At 52.4% G+C, this 14,702-nt stretch carries 9 protein-coding genes and 2 pseudogenes; 4 read left to right on the top strand and 7 right to left on the bottom strand.

The features are described from left to right. Window positions 1-87: 87 nt before the first annotated feature. Window positions 88-264, bottom strand: a complete 177-nt coding sequence (locus AC0QH1_RS04200) for a hypothetical protein (protein ID WP_324629622.1) — start codon at window positions 262-264, stop codon at window positions 88-90. A 379-nt stretch (window positions 265-643) separates the two neighbouring features. Here AC0QH1_RS04200 and AC0QH1_RS04195 point away from each other — a divergent pair, with 379 nt between their 5' ends. After that, window positions 644-862: a hypothetical protein gene (locus tag AC0QH1_RS04195; protein WP_324629621.1), complete on the top strand. Its 219-nt coding sequence runs from the start codon at window positions 644-646 to the stop codon at window positions 860-862. Window positions 863-1,184: 322 nt separating this feature from the next. Here the strand turns inward: AC0QH1_RS04195 and AC0QH1_RS04190 are convergent, their stop codons facing one another. Together AC0QH1_RS04190 and AC0QH1_RS04185 are read right to left on the bottom strand one after the other, a co-directional pair. Then, a complete protein-coding gene (locus AC0QH1_RS04190; protein ID WP_324629620.1) occupies window positions 1,185-2,366 on the bottom strand; it encodes an ARPP-2 domain-containing protein in 1,182 nt (393 codons plus the stop codon). Then, entirely contained in the window at window positions 2,363-3,808 is a 1,446-nt protein-coding gene (locus AC0QH1_RS04185) for a hypothetical protein (protein WP_324629619.1), read from the bottom strand. Before AC0QH1_RS04185 ends, AC0QH1_RS04190 begins: the two co-directional genes overlap by 4 nt. 377 nt (window positions 3,809-4,185) lie before the next feature. Here AC0QH1_RS04185 and chrA point away from each other — a divergent pair, with 377 nt between their 5' ends. After that, window positions 4,186-5,370 carry a chromate efflux transporter gene (chrA, locus tag AC0QH1_RS04180; RefSeq protein WP_324629618.1) on the top strand — a complete coding sequence of 395 codons (1,185 nt, stop codon included), beginning with the start codon at window positions 4,186-4,188 and terminating at the stop codon, window positions 5,368-5,370. Between the two features lie 373 nt (window positions 5,371-5,743). Here the strand turns inward: chrA and AC0QH1_RS04175 are convergent, their stop codons facing one another. The 4 genes and pseudogenes from AC0QH1_RS04175 to lepA form a co-directional block, all read right to left on the bottom strand. Next, window positions 5,744-7,123: a UDP-glucose dehydrogenase family protein gene (locus tag AC0QH1_RS04175; RefSeq protein ID WP_324629617.1), complete on the bottom strand. Its 1,380-nt coding sequence runs from the start codon at window positions 7,121-7,123 to the stop codon at window positions 5,744-5,746. 307 nt (window positions 7,124-7,430) lie between these two features. Continuing rightward, window positions 7,431-8,024: pseudogene (locus tag AC0QH1_RS04170) on the bottom strand (GDP-mannose 4,6-dehydratase); the annotation flags it as partial. A 903-nt stretch (window positions 8,025-8,927) separates the two neighbouring features. Further along, window positions 8,928-9,359: pseudogene (locus tag AC0QH1_RS04165) on the bottom strand (GDP-mannose 4,6-dehydratase); the annotation flags it as partial. Window positions 9,360-9,516: 157 nt separating this feature from the next. After that, complete coding sequence (lepA, locus tag AC0QH1_RS04160; RefSeq protein ID WP_324629616.1) at window positions 9,517-11,328, bottom strand: translation elongation factor 4; 1,812 nt, start codon at window positions 11,326-11,328, stop codon at window positions 9,517-9,519. 592 nt (window positions 11,329-11,920) lie between these two features. Between lepA and AC0QH1_RS04155 the strand changes: the two genes are divergently transcribed. After that, window positions 11,921-12,151, top strand: a complete 231-nt coding sequence (locus tag AC0QH1_RS04155) for a hypothetical protein (protein ID WP_324629615.1) — start codon at window positions 11,921-11,923, stop codon at window positions 12,149-12,151. A gap of 222 nt (window positions 12,152-12,373) precedes the next feature. Beyond that, complete coding sequence (locus AC0QH1_RS04150; RefSeq protein ID WP_324629614.1) at window positions 12,374-14,191, top strand: GAF domain-containing sensor histidine kinase; 1,818 nt, start codon at window positions 12,374-12,376, stop codon at window positions 14,189-14,191. Window positions 14,192-14,702: the final 511 nt, after the last annotated feature.

The raw sequence follows: 14,702 nt of genomic DNA, 5'->3' as shown, positions 1-14,702 counted from the left end.
AAACCGACTGAAATGCTTCTCTGATAACGTTTTCAGCCGGTTTCTAACCGGCTTTAGCTATGAGGCGTGGGTTTTGAGCCCACGCGCCTATCGTCGGGTGAGTGCAATGCTTTTACTGTGAGTGCCTCGCAACACTAATGGCTCGAGTCGGTTGAAACCCACTGCAATGCTTTTACTGTCTCTCCCCCGATCGCGGTGCAAAATCATTTGCGGGCTGAGTTGGGGGGGGATGCGATCGCGATCGCAGGTTGGGGTTGTTTCCATCACCGCCTGCTTGCCGGAGGGGAAATAAGATGAAGATACAGTGAAGTTCGAGAGGTTCTGACAATGGCGACTCAAAGCAAAAAACTGCGGCAAAATCCTTTTATCACTTATCGCGATCCGGCGACGGGCAGATGGTTGGTGGTGAAGGCGGAAACGCAAAAAGCCGCGTGAGGGGCGATCGGGCGGATGATTTTTTCCTCGGGGGCACCGGTGCGCCCTTCAGCAGGAGAGCAGAGATAATTTTGCGCCGCAAGTGCCCCCTTTTCTTTTCACGGGAGAGCGCTGCACCGAAGATGCTATACAGATCGACGCTGCCAACCCATCAGGACAATACCTGTGCCATAATGGCAAAATGGTACGTTAACCGAGGTGGCGATCGATGGCGATAACACTATGGAAGTGGCTCAGGAAGTGGCTCAAAACCGATATTCGAGACATCAACTGGGGCGAAACCCTGGAAGATGTGAAAACTGGCTCCGAAGCGGGTCAGGCGGTTTTCGAGATGGCAGAAGTGGTGCAGGACTGCTGGACCTGCTCAAGCCGTGCCAACCTCAGCGGTGCCAAACTCAGCCGTGCCGATTTTACAGACATTGTGTGAAATAGTCAAACAAAGTGGGAAAATTCGATAGGATTGTATGAAGCGGTAGGCATATCCTCACAGTTAGCCACAGATCCCGAGTTTGCGAAGGCAATGAAGACAAGCCGCAGTCAACCATAGGGTGCGTGACCCCCCGCAGTCAATGGGCGGGAAAATCGCAAAATGGAATCGGGGGGGTCACGCACCGACACCATGTGTGAGGGGAGCCAAATCGGGTGGGGGATTAGGATTAGGCGGGCGATTGAAATCGCGCCTTGGCAAGCAAAGCGCGAAGCCATGCCCGAAGGGCTATACTCCGCCGACGCGGACTATTTGTTGGAAGTTACCGCTTTTTGGCATTCTTTCGGGCTAATTCTAACACATTTTGCTTGAACAAATACCCAAACCCTGCCTTATCTAAGCGCAACACAAACTCGTGTGTTTCTTGACCCAATTCGCGGGCGGTGACGTCTAAATTCCACTGATATTTTGCTAGTTGACTTAACAAATACACTCGCCGGGTTTGGGCGGCGGATAAGCGATAGGTTTTTAAGTATTGAATTTCGCCATCATCGCTAACGATCGCCTCGCCGATATGGTTTTCCCGTCCTGGGTCTAGGTCGGTGATAAACCGCTGCAAGCCAAACGGGCCTAACTTGTAAACTCGCCGACTATTCACGGCGCGATTTAACAAATCTGTGGCCATAAATCCGTGAAATTTGCCCCACTGCGATCGCAAATCAGCCACAGCAGTGCGTAACTGGTTTAAATTATTAATTTTTCTTTCATCAATGGCCATATCCATCGGAAATGTGGTATCGTATAATAGGCCATATTGATAAATCAATTCGCCGTAAAAATCTTCCAGCAAAGAGGTATGCAGGGCGCGATAATCTTGGGGGTTGGGAACGATAAAAGCGGAGGCGAGGGTATCGGCGACAAACACCAAGAGGCCCACTTGACCTTCGTGAATTTCAAACAGGCGCAGGGCATCTTCAAAGCCGGCGATCGCCCGCCCGCTGTATGACAGTTCCCACCGGCAACCCAATCCGTGAGAAAGCGCTTGGCGAGAATACTCCTCCCAGGCGATCGCCGGACCGGAAAAGAACATGCCCAAAAACCCCTCCATTGCCAAGTGCAAGGGTAAAAACCGCAGGCGATCGCGACTTTCCCGTTTGGTCATCCGGTGCATCAGGCGCAACTTCGCACATCCGCAGTGGAACACCTTCCCATCCCGCCCCTGCATTTTCGTGCCGAATGCCACTTCTGCGCCACCGCCTTCTCCCCAAGAGAGTACCAATCCGTGGGGCACATAGGAAACATACATCATATCCGGATTCATCATGTCCCCATCCAGGGCAACGATCGCCAGATTCTCGTCGTAATTGCGGCGTTCCAAGCGCAGGTCCCGGCGGGGATGCGATCGTAACAAAGGCACCAGGCGAATGCTTCCGCACACCTGGGAAGGGGCAATCTGCAACCCGCGCAAAGATAAGTTGTCCAACAATGGCGTTTTGCGACTCATAACATTTTCTCCCTTAAGCGATCGAGCAGATGACGCACCCGGGAAGCGAGATATGCTTCCAACTCGGATAAAGGTGCGGAACCTTCGGCAAATCGGGCAAATCCTAGCATAGTGGGCAGATCTTCCGCATCGCGCAATCCCACAGTAGGAATTGCGGCGGTGAGAGAACGCAAGAGAAAATCCTCGGTATCGAATGCTGGATTGCAATGCACGATGGAAGTGCGACGCTTTGGGTCGAACTTTCTGCGGTAGAGTTGTAGCACTTGCGCTGCGCCACCGGGAGGGTCATTCTCGCATCCATCAGAGACGATCGCGATTAAATCCGCTCCCCATTCTAGCGCATCCAGCAACGGCGTGGCTAAGTCAGTTTGCCCCCGGGGGGTGACGAAAAGTGCGTCGGATACGGGAACAGTCCAAAAATCCCGATACTCTTGCGCTGCGGCTTTCAGGAGATAATGTGCCGCCAGGGCAACGCCCAGGGGACGCCGGCGTTTTTCGGTGGAACCGCAGGCGGAATAACTGCGATCGAGCACCGCCGCCACCCGGGGAAGTTCCAGGGGGGAGGAGTTCAGGGTATGGCGGGCGGCGGATGCCAGGGCGGCGTGCAAAGTTGCGGCGCGATCGCCTCTCTCTTTTAAAGGTAACGATAGCACGTAGAGAGCTAATTTGGTGAGGGGCATTTTTCCCAAGTCCACCGCGATCGCCGTTGCGGCGCGATCGCCTGCGTTTTGCCAGCGCAATTTTTCCCCGGGCGTCATTTTATCCTGAATGCGATCGAGGAAAATCTGCCGTGAAATACCATGTTTCGCCGCAAATCCTTCCGCCACGGTAAAGGGTAAAGCATAAATTGCTTCGCGATTGTAATTCGCTTGGCGATATTGCTCGAATATCTCGGTTTGATAGGCTTTTATTTTCGTGGGATTGAATAAAAACGTTGCGAGTTCCGGGTCGAATTTCAGATGATTGTGAGTGGCGATCGCCCGCAGTTTCGAGCGATATTTCACCGCCTGAAAAGCGATATCCTGGCGGCTTTTTATGTAATTCCGGGCGATCGCGCGACTGCGACGGTTATTAATCCCTCGGCGGCGAATTTCTGCCAACACCCGCCACGCCCGTTGCGGCGGCAATTCCGCCAACGCCGCTGCAATTAATTGCCCTTCTTCCTGGCGGTGTTCTGGTGGAGTATCCCGCCCGGTTGCCAAGAGCTTTAAAATAATTTGCGATCGATTAAAATGATTGATACCCGCCGCTAAACTTCTAGCGTATAATAATCGATAATTGCCTAAAATATAGTCATGTAAAAAATCAATCGAGACGCCTTGGGAGTTTGCTGCGCTGTAAAATTCCCGCTGCCCGCTACAGGCAAGACAGGCATTGATAAACATCACCAAATCTTCTCGTTCGATTTGGTCATTTGTTATTTGTCCTTTGTCATTGGTCATTTGTCGTTGATTATTGGTTATTGGTTGTTAGTTGTTAGTTGTTGGTTGTTGGTGGGTGGTGATTAATATTTTTTGAATGGTTAATTGTCCCTTTTGAAGTTTGATAAGTTTTAGGATGGCTTAAGAGGCGCTAGCTAGGGGAATAGCGGCACGACTGACAGAGTGTAACTTCAGAGGTTAGTCCGGAAGTCGCACCAAAGTCCCGCTGGCTAGCTGAGACTAGCTTAGCACGCCGACGGGGGGATTGTCATTGGTGGGATGGGAGGTTTTAGTGGGGGGGGGTTTTGAAGCGGGGGAAGCGATCGCCCTTACCCGAATCTTAACCTTCTGCGCGTACAATACAGAAATTGTAAATTTTGGGTACATCAGCAGGTAGAATGAACCAGATATCCGGGCAACGACTCGCTGAAATCGGGAGATTGTTTTTCAAATTGGGTGTGATTGGATTTGGGGGTCCGGCGGCACATATTGCGATGATGGAAGATGAAGTAGTGAACCGTCGCCAGTGGTTAACTGCAGAGAAATTCCTGGACTTGGTAGGGGCAACCAATCTGATTCCCGGTCCGAATTCTACGGAGATGGCGATTCATGTGGGGTATGTTTACGGTGGAGTTTTGGGTTTAATTGTGGCGGGGGTTTGTTTTATTTTGCCGGCGGTATTGATTACGGCTTTTTTTGGCTGGATTTACGTGGCATTTGGGCAATTGCCCCAGGTAGAACCGTTGCTTTATGGGATTAAACCGGCGGTGTTAGCGGTGATTTTGGCGGCGCTGTGGCGGTTAGGGAAAAAGGCGATAAAGTCGCGGCAATTGTTAATGGTAGCGATCGCCACTGGGATTGCGGTGGGATTGGGGTTAAATGAAGTGCTAGCATTGTTATTGGGGGGAGTATTGGGTGCCCTGTGGTTGAATTGGAATACGCGAGGGATTCAAGGGGCGATCGCCGCATTTCCGATACCGATTTTGTTATCGCAAAAGCCGATTGCGGGGGAACCTTTTGGGTTGTGGAAATTAGGGTTATTGTTCCTAAAAGTGGGCAGCGTTTTATTTGGTAGCGGTTACGTGCTGATTGCCTTTTTAGAAGGGGGACTGGTGGAGGAAAAGGGGTGGTTAACGCAGCAGCAACTTTTAGATGCGATCGCGATCGGGCAATTCACCCCCGGACCGGTACTTTCCACCGCGACTTTTATCGGTTATATAATTGCTGGCATTCCCGGGGCAATTGTAGCCACCGTGGGTATTTTTCTGCCCTCATTTTTATTTGTATTGCTGCTCGAGACGCTCATTCCGCGCTTGCGAGGGTGGAAGTGGACCGCAGGGTTTTTGGATGCGGTGAATGTGAGTGCGGTGGCGCTGATGGCGGTGGTGACGCTGCAACTGGGGAAAATTGCCCTCTGGCGCGGTACCATCGAGACCCCGGTGGGGGTATTACCGGCAGTGGATGGGGTGGCGCTGGCGATCGCGGCGATCGCGGCAATTTTAGCAATTCGCTGGCGGGTGAATGCCGCATGGTTGGTATTGGGCGGCGCGGTGGTGGGATTCCTGTTGAATAGCGTTATATAATTTCGGCTCAAAGGCAAACCCTGGCTCAGCAACCGCAGATTTTGAATGGGTAGGGTGCGTGACGCCCCTCACGCAATCACTGGGAGGATAACCCACTGGCATCCGGGGCGTCACGCACCCACAGGATAAATTGGAGGCAACGGGGTCAATCGGGCTAGGGCTTTTATGTGAGACATTGAGATATAATATCGCGGCAGTGGCGGCGAAAAAAAAGTGAGAAAATCCGCACCGCTTATGTGAGACATTGAGATATAATATCGCGGCAGTGGCGGCGAAAAAAGTGAGACAAAAAAAAGCGCCCGAGTTGGGGGCGGCGGAGTCGAGGGAGAGGCGTTCCCCCCTGGGGGGAACGAGTGGAGGTGGGGACTAACGCTTAAGAGCGTCCGATGCCCACATAGCGGAAGCCAATTTTTTCCAGCTTCTCGCGATCGAGGAAATTGCGCCCGTCAATAATGACCGGGTTAATCATTTGTTTCGCCATTTTTTCATAGTCCAGGGTTTCAAACTGTTGCCAATCTGTTACCAGAACCAGAGCATCGCAGCCATCGGCGAGGCGGTGGGGGTCAGTTTCCACCACCACCCCGGTGAAGCCTTGACCGATACCGGTTTGAGACACAATCGGGTCGTAGGCTTTAACTTTTGCGCCGAGGCGGTTGAGCTGTTCGATGAGATTCAGGGCGGGGGCATCGCGCATATCGTCGGTATCGGGTTTGAAGGTCAATCCCAACAGACCGATGGTTTTGCCTTTGAGGATTTTGAGTTCGTGTTGGAGTTTTTCGATCGCAATTTGACGCTGACGCTTGTTCACGTCAACGGCAGCTTTCAGCAATTGAGCGTCATAGCCATAATCGTCGGCGGTATGGATCATTGCCGAGACATCTTTCGGGAAGCAAGAACCGCCCCAACCGATGCCTGCTTGTAAGAATTTCGTACCGATGCGGGTATCTAAGCCGATGCCTTTTGCCACTTGCACCACATCAGCGCCGACGCGATCGCAGACATTGGCAATTTCATTAATAAAGCTAATTTTGGTTGCCAAGAAAGCATTTGCGGCATATTTAATCATCTCAGCGGAACTGAGATCCGTGAGTACCACGGAGACCGGAGGCATCGAGGCGTCTTCAGCAAACTTGCGTTCCACAATAGGCTGATAGAGTTCCTGCATCATTTGCAGGGCGCGTTTGCCATTGCTGCCCAACACAATGCGATCGGGGTTAAAGGTATCGTAAACCGCCGACCCTTCCCGGAGGAACTCGGGGTTACTCACCACATCGAACTCGATGCCGAGTCGCTTCGCCGTTTCATCGCCACTGGTATCGGAGTGTTCCCGTTCTGCGAGTCCATCGAGGACGATCATCCGCACCCAGTCACCGGAACCGATAGGAACCGTGGATTTATTAACGATGACTTTGTAGCCTTTATTGAGATGAGTGCCAATTCCCCGGGCAACTGCTTCCACATAGCGGGTATCGCTGTCCCCACTGGGGAGTGCTGGGGTACCCACGGCGATAAACAGGATATCGCTATTCGTGACCCCGTATTTCAAATCGCCGGTAAATTCGAGACGGTCTTCACTGGCGGATTTTTGCATGATTTCCGACAATCCCGGTTCGTAAATGGGGGATCGTCCGGATTTCATTAATTTTACTTTTTCTTCATTATTGTCAACACAAATGACGTGGTGACCCGTGTGGGCCAAACAAGCGCCGGTGACTAAACCAACGTATCCGGTACCGATTACACAAACCCGCATAAGGGGAAATCCTCCAATTGATATAAATTATGCAAGATAAAGGGTTGGGCATCCTAACAGACGCCGGGAAAAACAGCAGCTTGCAGGCAATACAGACCCGCTTTTTTTCCATCGTAACCTCATAGCGCAGGAGATCGGTTCCCTGTGCCAGTGGCGCGATCGCGACCCCTGCGCCCGAGAACCTTTATCCGATTGTCTGTGTTTGAATTGCACCCTGACGCGATCGCGATTATACTCCAAGCACAGAAAGCCACTTCTTCCGAAAGAACGCTTTCCTTTGCTCCTATAAACAGGTTGCCCGCTCGGTCTACTCCGATATCAGGCGATCGCGAAAATCCTCTACGGTTAACTTTAATCCCTCATCCAGAGGTACCGTTGGCTGCCATTTCAGCCAATTTTTAGCCCGGGTGATATCCGGTTGACGCTGGCGCGGGTCATCTTGGGGTAGGGGCTTAAATTGAATTTCCGCATCCGGATTGACCATTTTCTGAATCTTTTCCGCCAATTGTAAAATGGTGTATTCACTCGGATTTCCCAGATTCACCGGACCGATGCGATCGCCATTCATCAACCGCATCAACCCATCCACCAAGTCGGACACATAGCAGAAACTGCGCGTTTGCTGCCCATCGCCATACACCGTCAGCGGAATCGAGCGCAGAGCTTGCACAATAAAATTGCTTACCACCCGTCCATCATTTTCCAACATCCTCGGCCCGTAGGTATTAAAAATGCGAGCCACGCGAATATCTACATCATTTTGGCGGTGGTAATCAAAACAGAGGGTTTCCGCCACGCGCTTGCCTTCATCGTAACAGTTGCCGCAAAACGCCGCCCGTCCGTTGCGCCGCACCAATACCACATGATTGCGAACGTTAACGCAGTAAACATTACCCGCATAACGGACTGCTTCGGGAGAGCTTAACTTTGCCGTTTGTTGGGGTTGAATATGAACCCGATAAAGCGGGCGATCGCCGGTCTGAGAAATCACGGAAGCCGTATAACCGCAACGCATTGCCAATTCCTGCACTTCGTCGGCGAGTTGTTGGGAAGCGGTGGAATAAACATAGCCGCTTTCTTGCACTTGTGCCCCCATCATCAAAGCGTCGAACAAAATCAACGATTGACGGCGAGATAAGGTTAAAAATTCGCGAGGAATTGAAGGTTTTTCCGCATCACCTTTAGGCAAAAGAGTTTGAGTCAATTGGGGACTAGAAATGCTCAATTGATGCTTGTCGGCGGCAAAGAAAGTCACCCCCAAGCGCTGGAGACACTGGGAAATTTTGGCGCGATTTTCTGGATGAGATTGTGCAATTAAGATGTTAGAGTCAGCCAAGGGAACGCCGCGATCGCCCACCGCTTGAGGTTGGTGGCGCACCTGCACGGATCCCCCGGAGAGATAGTAACCGAGGAACTCGAGCCAATCATCCATGCGGACCGCCTGGGTTGCACCCCGAGACTCCGACGGAGAGGAGGGCCATTCAAACCACTCTCGTTCCACACCGGCAAACTCAGCGCCGGTGAGGACGCGCCAGGAATGCCAGGATTGCGGGGCGTCAGCGCGCACGAACTCCGGGCGATCGCTGCTTTCGCGTTGGGCGTACATCCAGTGATTCGGCGTCACGCACAAATCGAATTGCGAATCGGCAAACCGCAGCAAATGCCCCACATAAGGCTGCACCAGATACTCATCGGGGACGTGGTATTCCACTTGATTGTCGGAATTGAGGGTTGCCACCGGCATGCCAGGTTGCAACTGGGGAAAGGGCACCCAGCCGGTTTCGGTTAAAATCTCGGTTTGCGCGTCATAACAAGAGCGGATGCCAATGGTGTTGACATTGCCCCGATAGGCTTCGGTTTGCGGGTGGACGTCGGGATCCCCATACACTTCCGAGGTGGACGCCAGTAAAATCCGGGCTTTGACCCGTTTGGCCAATCCCAGCATGTGCAGGGTGCCAATCACGTTAGTTTTAATGGTTTTGACCGGATTGTACTGATAGTGAACTGGGGAGGCGGGACAAGCCAAATGATAGATTTGCTCGACTTCCAAACGAATCGGTTCGGTGATATCGTGGCGAATCAGTTCGAAGTAGGGGTTGTCCATCCATTTGAGGATATTGCGCTTATCGCCAGTGAAAAAGTTGTCCAAGCAGAGGACTTCATGTCCCTGGGTCATTAAGCGATCGATGAGATGGGAACCAATAAAACCTGCTCCACCCGTGACTAGAATTCTCATAAGCTGGTGTTCGTTAAAAGGGTAAGGCCATCCTACAAAAGTGTGGCATGCAATTACATTTAATCGAAAAATCAGACAAAAAGCGCCCCGACTCGCGGTTTGGGGCGCAAAATTAATTAAATCTTTACGCGATCGGGCCGGGCGAAGGGTGAGGGGGCTAACCGCGATCGAGTTGCAGCACTGCCATAAAGGCTTCTTGGGGGACATCCACGGTGCCGATCGCCTTCAAGCGCTTTTTACCTTTGGCTTGTTTTTGCAAGAGCTTTTTCTTCCGGGAAATGTCGCCGCCATAACATTTGGCCAACACATCCTTCCGCAGGGGGGGGATATGTTCGCTAGCAATGACGCGAGAGCCGATCGCTGCTTGCAGGGGAACCTTAAACTGATGGCGCGGAATCAGTTCTTTGAGTTTTTCCACCAGCGATCGGCCCACGGGATATGCCTTATCCCGGTGGACGATCATGGCCAGGGCATCCACCGGATCGTTGTTGATCAGGATATCCATCCGCACCAAGGGATTTTCCCGATAGCCGATAAACTGGTATTCCATGCTGGCATAGCCGCGCGATCGCGATTTCATTTGGTCGAAGAAATCGGTCACCACTTCCGCCAAGGGCAACTCATACACCAAGGTGGTGCGTTCCGGGGTGAGGTATTTCATATCGGCGAACTCCCCCCGGCGGGTTTGGCATAATTCCATCAAGGTGCCCACGTAGGTTTCCGGGGTAATCATCTCCACGCGCACGTAAGGCTCCTCGATTTTTTCCCGTTCGTTGGGCGCGGGGAGCATACTCGGGTTGTCGATGTAAATTTCCTCGCCTTCGATGGGGGTGACGCGATAGATTACCGAGGGGGCGGTGGTAATTAGGTCCAGGTCGTACTCGCGTTCCAAGCGTTCCTGGACGATTTCCATGTGCAGCAGTCCCAAGAATCCGCAGCGGAACCCAAAGCCCATCGCGCTGGAGGTTTCTGGTTCGAACGAGAGGGCCGAGTCATTCAGTTTTAGGCGATCGAGGGCTTCGCGCAAATCTTCAAATTGATCTGCATCGGTGGGAAATAATCCGCAGAAGACCATCGGTTTGGCTTCTTTATAGCCCGGTAAGGGGGCGGCGGCGGGGGATTTAGCGAGGGTGATGGTATCCCCGACTCGGGCATCTTCCACTGCTTTAATGGCAGCGGCGAGATAGCCCACTTCACCGGCATGAAGGGCATCGAGGGGATGTTGGGTGGGCGAGAGGACGCCGAGAACGTCGATTTCGTATTCTTTGCCCGAGGCCATCAATCGGATGCGATCGCCGGTTTTTACCGTGCCATCCATCACCCGGAAATAGACGATGACGCCGCGATAGGGGTCGTAATAACTATCGAAAATCAAGGCCCGCAGGGGTTGGTCTACGGTATCTTGCGGGGGGGGGACCCGATGCACCATCCCTTCGAGAATCTCGTCGATGCCGATGCCCTCTTTTGCCGAGGCCATAATGGCATCGGAACAGTCTAGACCGATGATTTCTTCAATTTCGTTGATGACTCGTTCCGGTTCGGCTCCCGGCAGGTCTATTTTATTTAAAACGGGGATAATTTCTAAATCGTGTTCTAAGGCGAGATAGACGTTGGCTAGGGTTTGGGCTTCCACCCCTTGGGAGGCATCCACCACCAGCAGCGCCCCTTCACAAGCGGCTAGACTGCGGGACACTTCGTAGGAAAAGTCCACGTGCCCGGGGGTGTCGATCAGATTGAGGACGTAGTTTTCCCCGTCTTTGGCTTGATAGTTCATCCGGGCCGCTTGCAGCTTAATGGTAATGCCGCGCTCCCGTTCTAGTTCCATATTGTCGAGGAATTGTTTTTTCATTACCCGCTCTTCCACGGTGCCAGTTGCCTGCAGCAGGCGATCGGCCAGGGTGGATTTGCCGTGGTCGATATGTGCAATGATGGAAAAGTTGCGAATGCGAGAAACAGGAGTGTCGGTCATACGCTAATATTTAGAGGCGCTGTGGTTGATTGAGAATAGGGGAAACTCGATCTCGACGGCGATCGCCGAACCCGAGACCCAAAGGTGCCATCGGACTCCCTGAGAATCCTGGACATCTAGATACTTAACACATTTTAATACTTTCTGGGCGTCGGCGGCAGCTTCCCAACGGGCCGATCGCGTTTTTCCCGCCACCGAAGGGCGATCGCTCTTGACAAAATTGAATTTTTATGGTAAGGTAAGAAACCTTTAGCCTTTTTATTTCCCGAGGAAGTCCCTAGGGAGCGGCGCACCCAGGGGCAAGTCACCCACGCTCGGTTAGGCGTCCGGGGGTCGAAAACGGCAATGGGGCTGCTAAAATCAATTATATCCTCAAATTTAATTTGATAAAGACCGCTCTGGGAAAAGGCCGCGAAAGGCGGGTAAAATGCGATCGCCTGCCTCAACTTTGGGGAAAACTAAATCAAGCATCAGCTTTTTGCCATGTTTTTGCCATGTAAGATTGAAAAACCGATCGCTTCCTCCGATCCGGGCGCAAACTCCGAGCGAGCTGCTCCATACCCCTTATTTGTGTTGAGAAAACCGAAAACTTATGAGTGACCAGGCTGTGCAAAATATTCGCAACGCGGAAAAAGTGGAAATTTCGATCCACATCGATTCCGAATTGCTCGATCGCGTCCAGCATTTGACCAACGATCCGAGCAAAGTCATCGACACTGCATTGAGACAGTGGCTGCGCGGGGACTCCAAACGCGATGACGAACTGACGCGCAACCTGACGCGCAATCCCCCCGTTCCCCCGCGCGGCGAGTGGAACGATTAACGTCAATTTTGCCTGAGTGCCTCGAAGGGCACTCCAGAACCGGAACGCCTAAGCCCACCAAACGCCGAGTTGAGTCAAGGGGATGAAACTGGGTGGTTTTTCGATATCCCGCTTCTTCGGGATGGGATGGATTCCCCAGGGGTGGGCAAGCTGATTGCTCCCGAGGCACTCCCTCGGGTTTTCCCTGTGTTAATCGCCTGTCGCTGATGACCAGCCACCGCCGTGAATCACACCACACACCAAGCATCTATCCCTGAAGACAATTCGAGTTGGTTGAAGAGCCTGGGAACCGAGTTGGCATTTATTCAAGATGCCGCTGGGTTCTATCGCGCATTTTATTGGGATGGCGCAGGGGAGTGGAAGCTCGATTGCGATGAGGTGGTGGGAACCTCGGTGAGCGATCGCTTTACTCCGTTAAATGTTACTCCCTATTTGGAACGGATCGCGCGGGTGTTGAACGCTTCGATCCCGGAACGGTTTAGCTATCCGTTTCGCTTGGGCGATCGCACCTTTGTGTTTGAACTGATCGTGACTCCCCTGATAAAATCCAGGGGGGAAGCGACGGAAGTGCTGGTCATGGGTCGCTTGCTTCCTAATGTAGTGGGGGCGATCGAGGAACAAGCCCATCCGCCGAGCAACAATTCCCCCGTACCTCCCTCCCAGTTGGATCTGCATCAAAAACTCCTCGATACCATTGTGGGCAGTATCCGGCGCACCCTGCCTCCGGGATCGGAACTGTATCAAAAACTTTTGGGGGAAATGGCGCGCAAAATCCGGCGATCGCTGGATTTAAAGACGATTTGGGAAGAAACGGTGCAGGGCATCGGATCCGCGTTGGGGGTCGATCGCTGCATTCTGTGTCCTTACCAGGTGGGCCACCAAAAGGTGTCGGTGGTGGCGGAGTACCGACGCGCACCTTTACCCTCTATGCGGGGTCGAGAACTGTGGCTGAGCGATCGCCCGGATTTGCGCCAAGCCCTGGAAATGCGATCGCCGGTGACGCAGGATGCGACACAACTGCCCGACTCCGCCCCCGCCGCCCGCTTGGTGGTGGCAACTTGCTACCAAGATCGCCCCAATGGGTTAATCTGTCTGGAACGATCCGCGTCTGCTGCAAGAAACGCCGATGAAGTCGGTGGGGAAAACAAAATCGGCTTTCGGTCCTGGAGTGATGCGGAAATCGAGTTAGTGCGAGAATTGGCGGAACAAGTGGGTACCGCGATCGCTCATGCCACCCTCTATACCGAATTGGAAAAAGCCCGCAAGCAAGCAGAAGAAGTTTCCCGCCTCAAAAGTCAATTTCTTGCCAATACTTCCCACGAACTCCGCACTCCGCTCAATGGCACCATCGGCTTTCTCAAGCTGATTATGGACGATATGGCGGAAAGCGAACAAGAGGTGAAAGATTTCGTGCGCGAAGCCTATCAATCCGCCGTGCATTTGCTCAATTTGATTAACGATATTTTAGATATTGCTAAAATCGAGGCTGGCAAAATGCAGCTCGAATTGGCCCCGGTAAAATTAGATGAGTTGTTCGCGATCGTCAAAAATCATACCCGCGCTCAGATCCGGCAAAAACACTTAAGTTTCCAGATTCAACTACCCCCCACCGAAGACGAAATTGTTGTTTTTGGCAACTACCAACGCCTGCTACAGGTAATGCTCAATTTAGTGGGCAATGCCATTAAATTTACTCACGAAGGCGGCATCACCATTTCTGCCGAAATTCTTGATAAAAAAGTGCTGGTTCAAGAGCGAGAGCTTCCCGCAATGGTGAATGTCAGCGTCGCCGATACCGGCATCGGCGTTTCTCTGGAAAAACAAGATAAATTATTTCAGTCTTTCTCTCAAGTGGATGGAGAGCGCACTCGCCAATATGGCGGCACCGGCTTGGGATTGGCTATCTCGCAAAAGCTGGTGCAGGCAATGGGTGGCATGGTTAATTTTTACAGCATGGGTGAGGGACTCGGTTCGACTGTCACTTTCACCGTCCCCCTTTACCAAAAACCAGTGATGGTCTCTACCGCCCGCAACCCTTAAGCCCCGCGCTCCACCTCTCACATTTACCCTCACACTCGTTCCCTGGCTCAGCCTGGGAACGCTCCCCGGAGGTTCTCCCTCCAATATAGCGCAAAGTATAGTTCACCCGCCTCGTTCCCTGGCTCAGCCTGGGAACGCCCCCGGAGGCTCTGCCTCCTATACCGAAAGCACTAAGTATAAGAAAACCCAACCGCTCATCCCCCGGCAAGCAGCCCACTGCCCTAACTGAAAACGCCCGACTCTTCCCAACCCCCTGCCAATTCCCCCTGCAAGCCCCAACAAATATCAAATTAACAATTGATGACCCCGCAGAGGCATAATTTCTCAAGTCTCAATTCTCCCAACCCTGTACCCTAAAGAAAGGACAAACCTACAAACCATAAACTGGAACTTATGACTGAGCAAACTTCCGCTCGCGATTTATTTCGCGCCGCTTACGAAAGAAAAACGAGAGTTTGAAAGCTACGTTTTTTAAAACGTAGATGAAAAACGAACGGCGACTTTAGTCGCC

This window comes from Phormidium sp. CCY1219 (assembly GCF_055795085.1).
This window is presented reverse-complemented; position numbering and strand designations above follow the sequence as displayed.

What these genes read in the sequence shown, in the direction of transcription:
- AC0QH1_RS04175 (WP_324629617.1), bottom strand. Translation starts at nt 7,123, where the DNA reads ATGCGGGTTTGTGTAATCGGTACCGGATACGTTGGTTTAGTCACCGGC.
- AC0QH1_RS04200 (WP_324629622.1), bottom strand. Translation starts at nt 264, where the DNA reads ATGGAAACAACCCCAACCTGCGATCGCGATCGCATCCCCCCCCAACTC.
- lepA (WP_324629616.1), bottom strand. Translation starts at nt 11,328, where the DNA reads ATGACCGACACTCCTGTTTCTCGCATTCGCAACTTTTCCATCATTGCA.
- AC0QH1_RS04195 (WP_324629621.1), top strand. Translation starts at nt 644, where the DNA reads ATGGCGATAACACTATGGAAGTGGCTCAGGAAGTGGCTCAAAACCGAT.
- AC0QH1_RS04190 (WP_324629620.1), bottom strand. Translation starts at nt 2,366, where the DNA reads ATGAGTCGCAAAACGCCATTGTTGGACAACTTATCTTTGCGCGGGTTG.
- AC0QH1_RS04185 (WP_324629619.1), bottom strand. Translation starts at nt 3,808, where the DNA reads ATGACCAATGACAAAGGACAAATAACAAATGACCAAATCGAACGAGAA.
- AC0QH1_RS04155 (WP_324629615.1), top strand. Translation starts at nt 11,921, where the DNA reads ATGAGTGACCAGGCTGTGCAAAATATTCGCAACGCGGAAAAAGTGGAA.
- chrA (WP_324629618.1), top strand. Translation starts at nt 4,186, where the DNA reads ATGAACCAGATATCCGGGCAACGACTCGCTGAAATCGGGAGATTGTTT.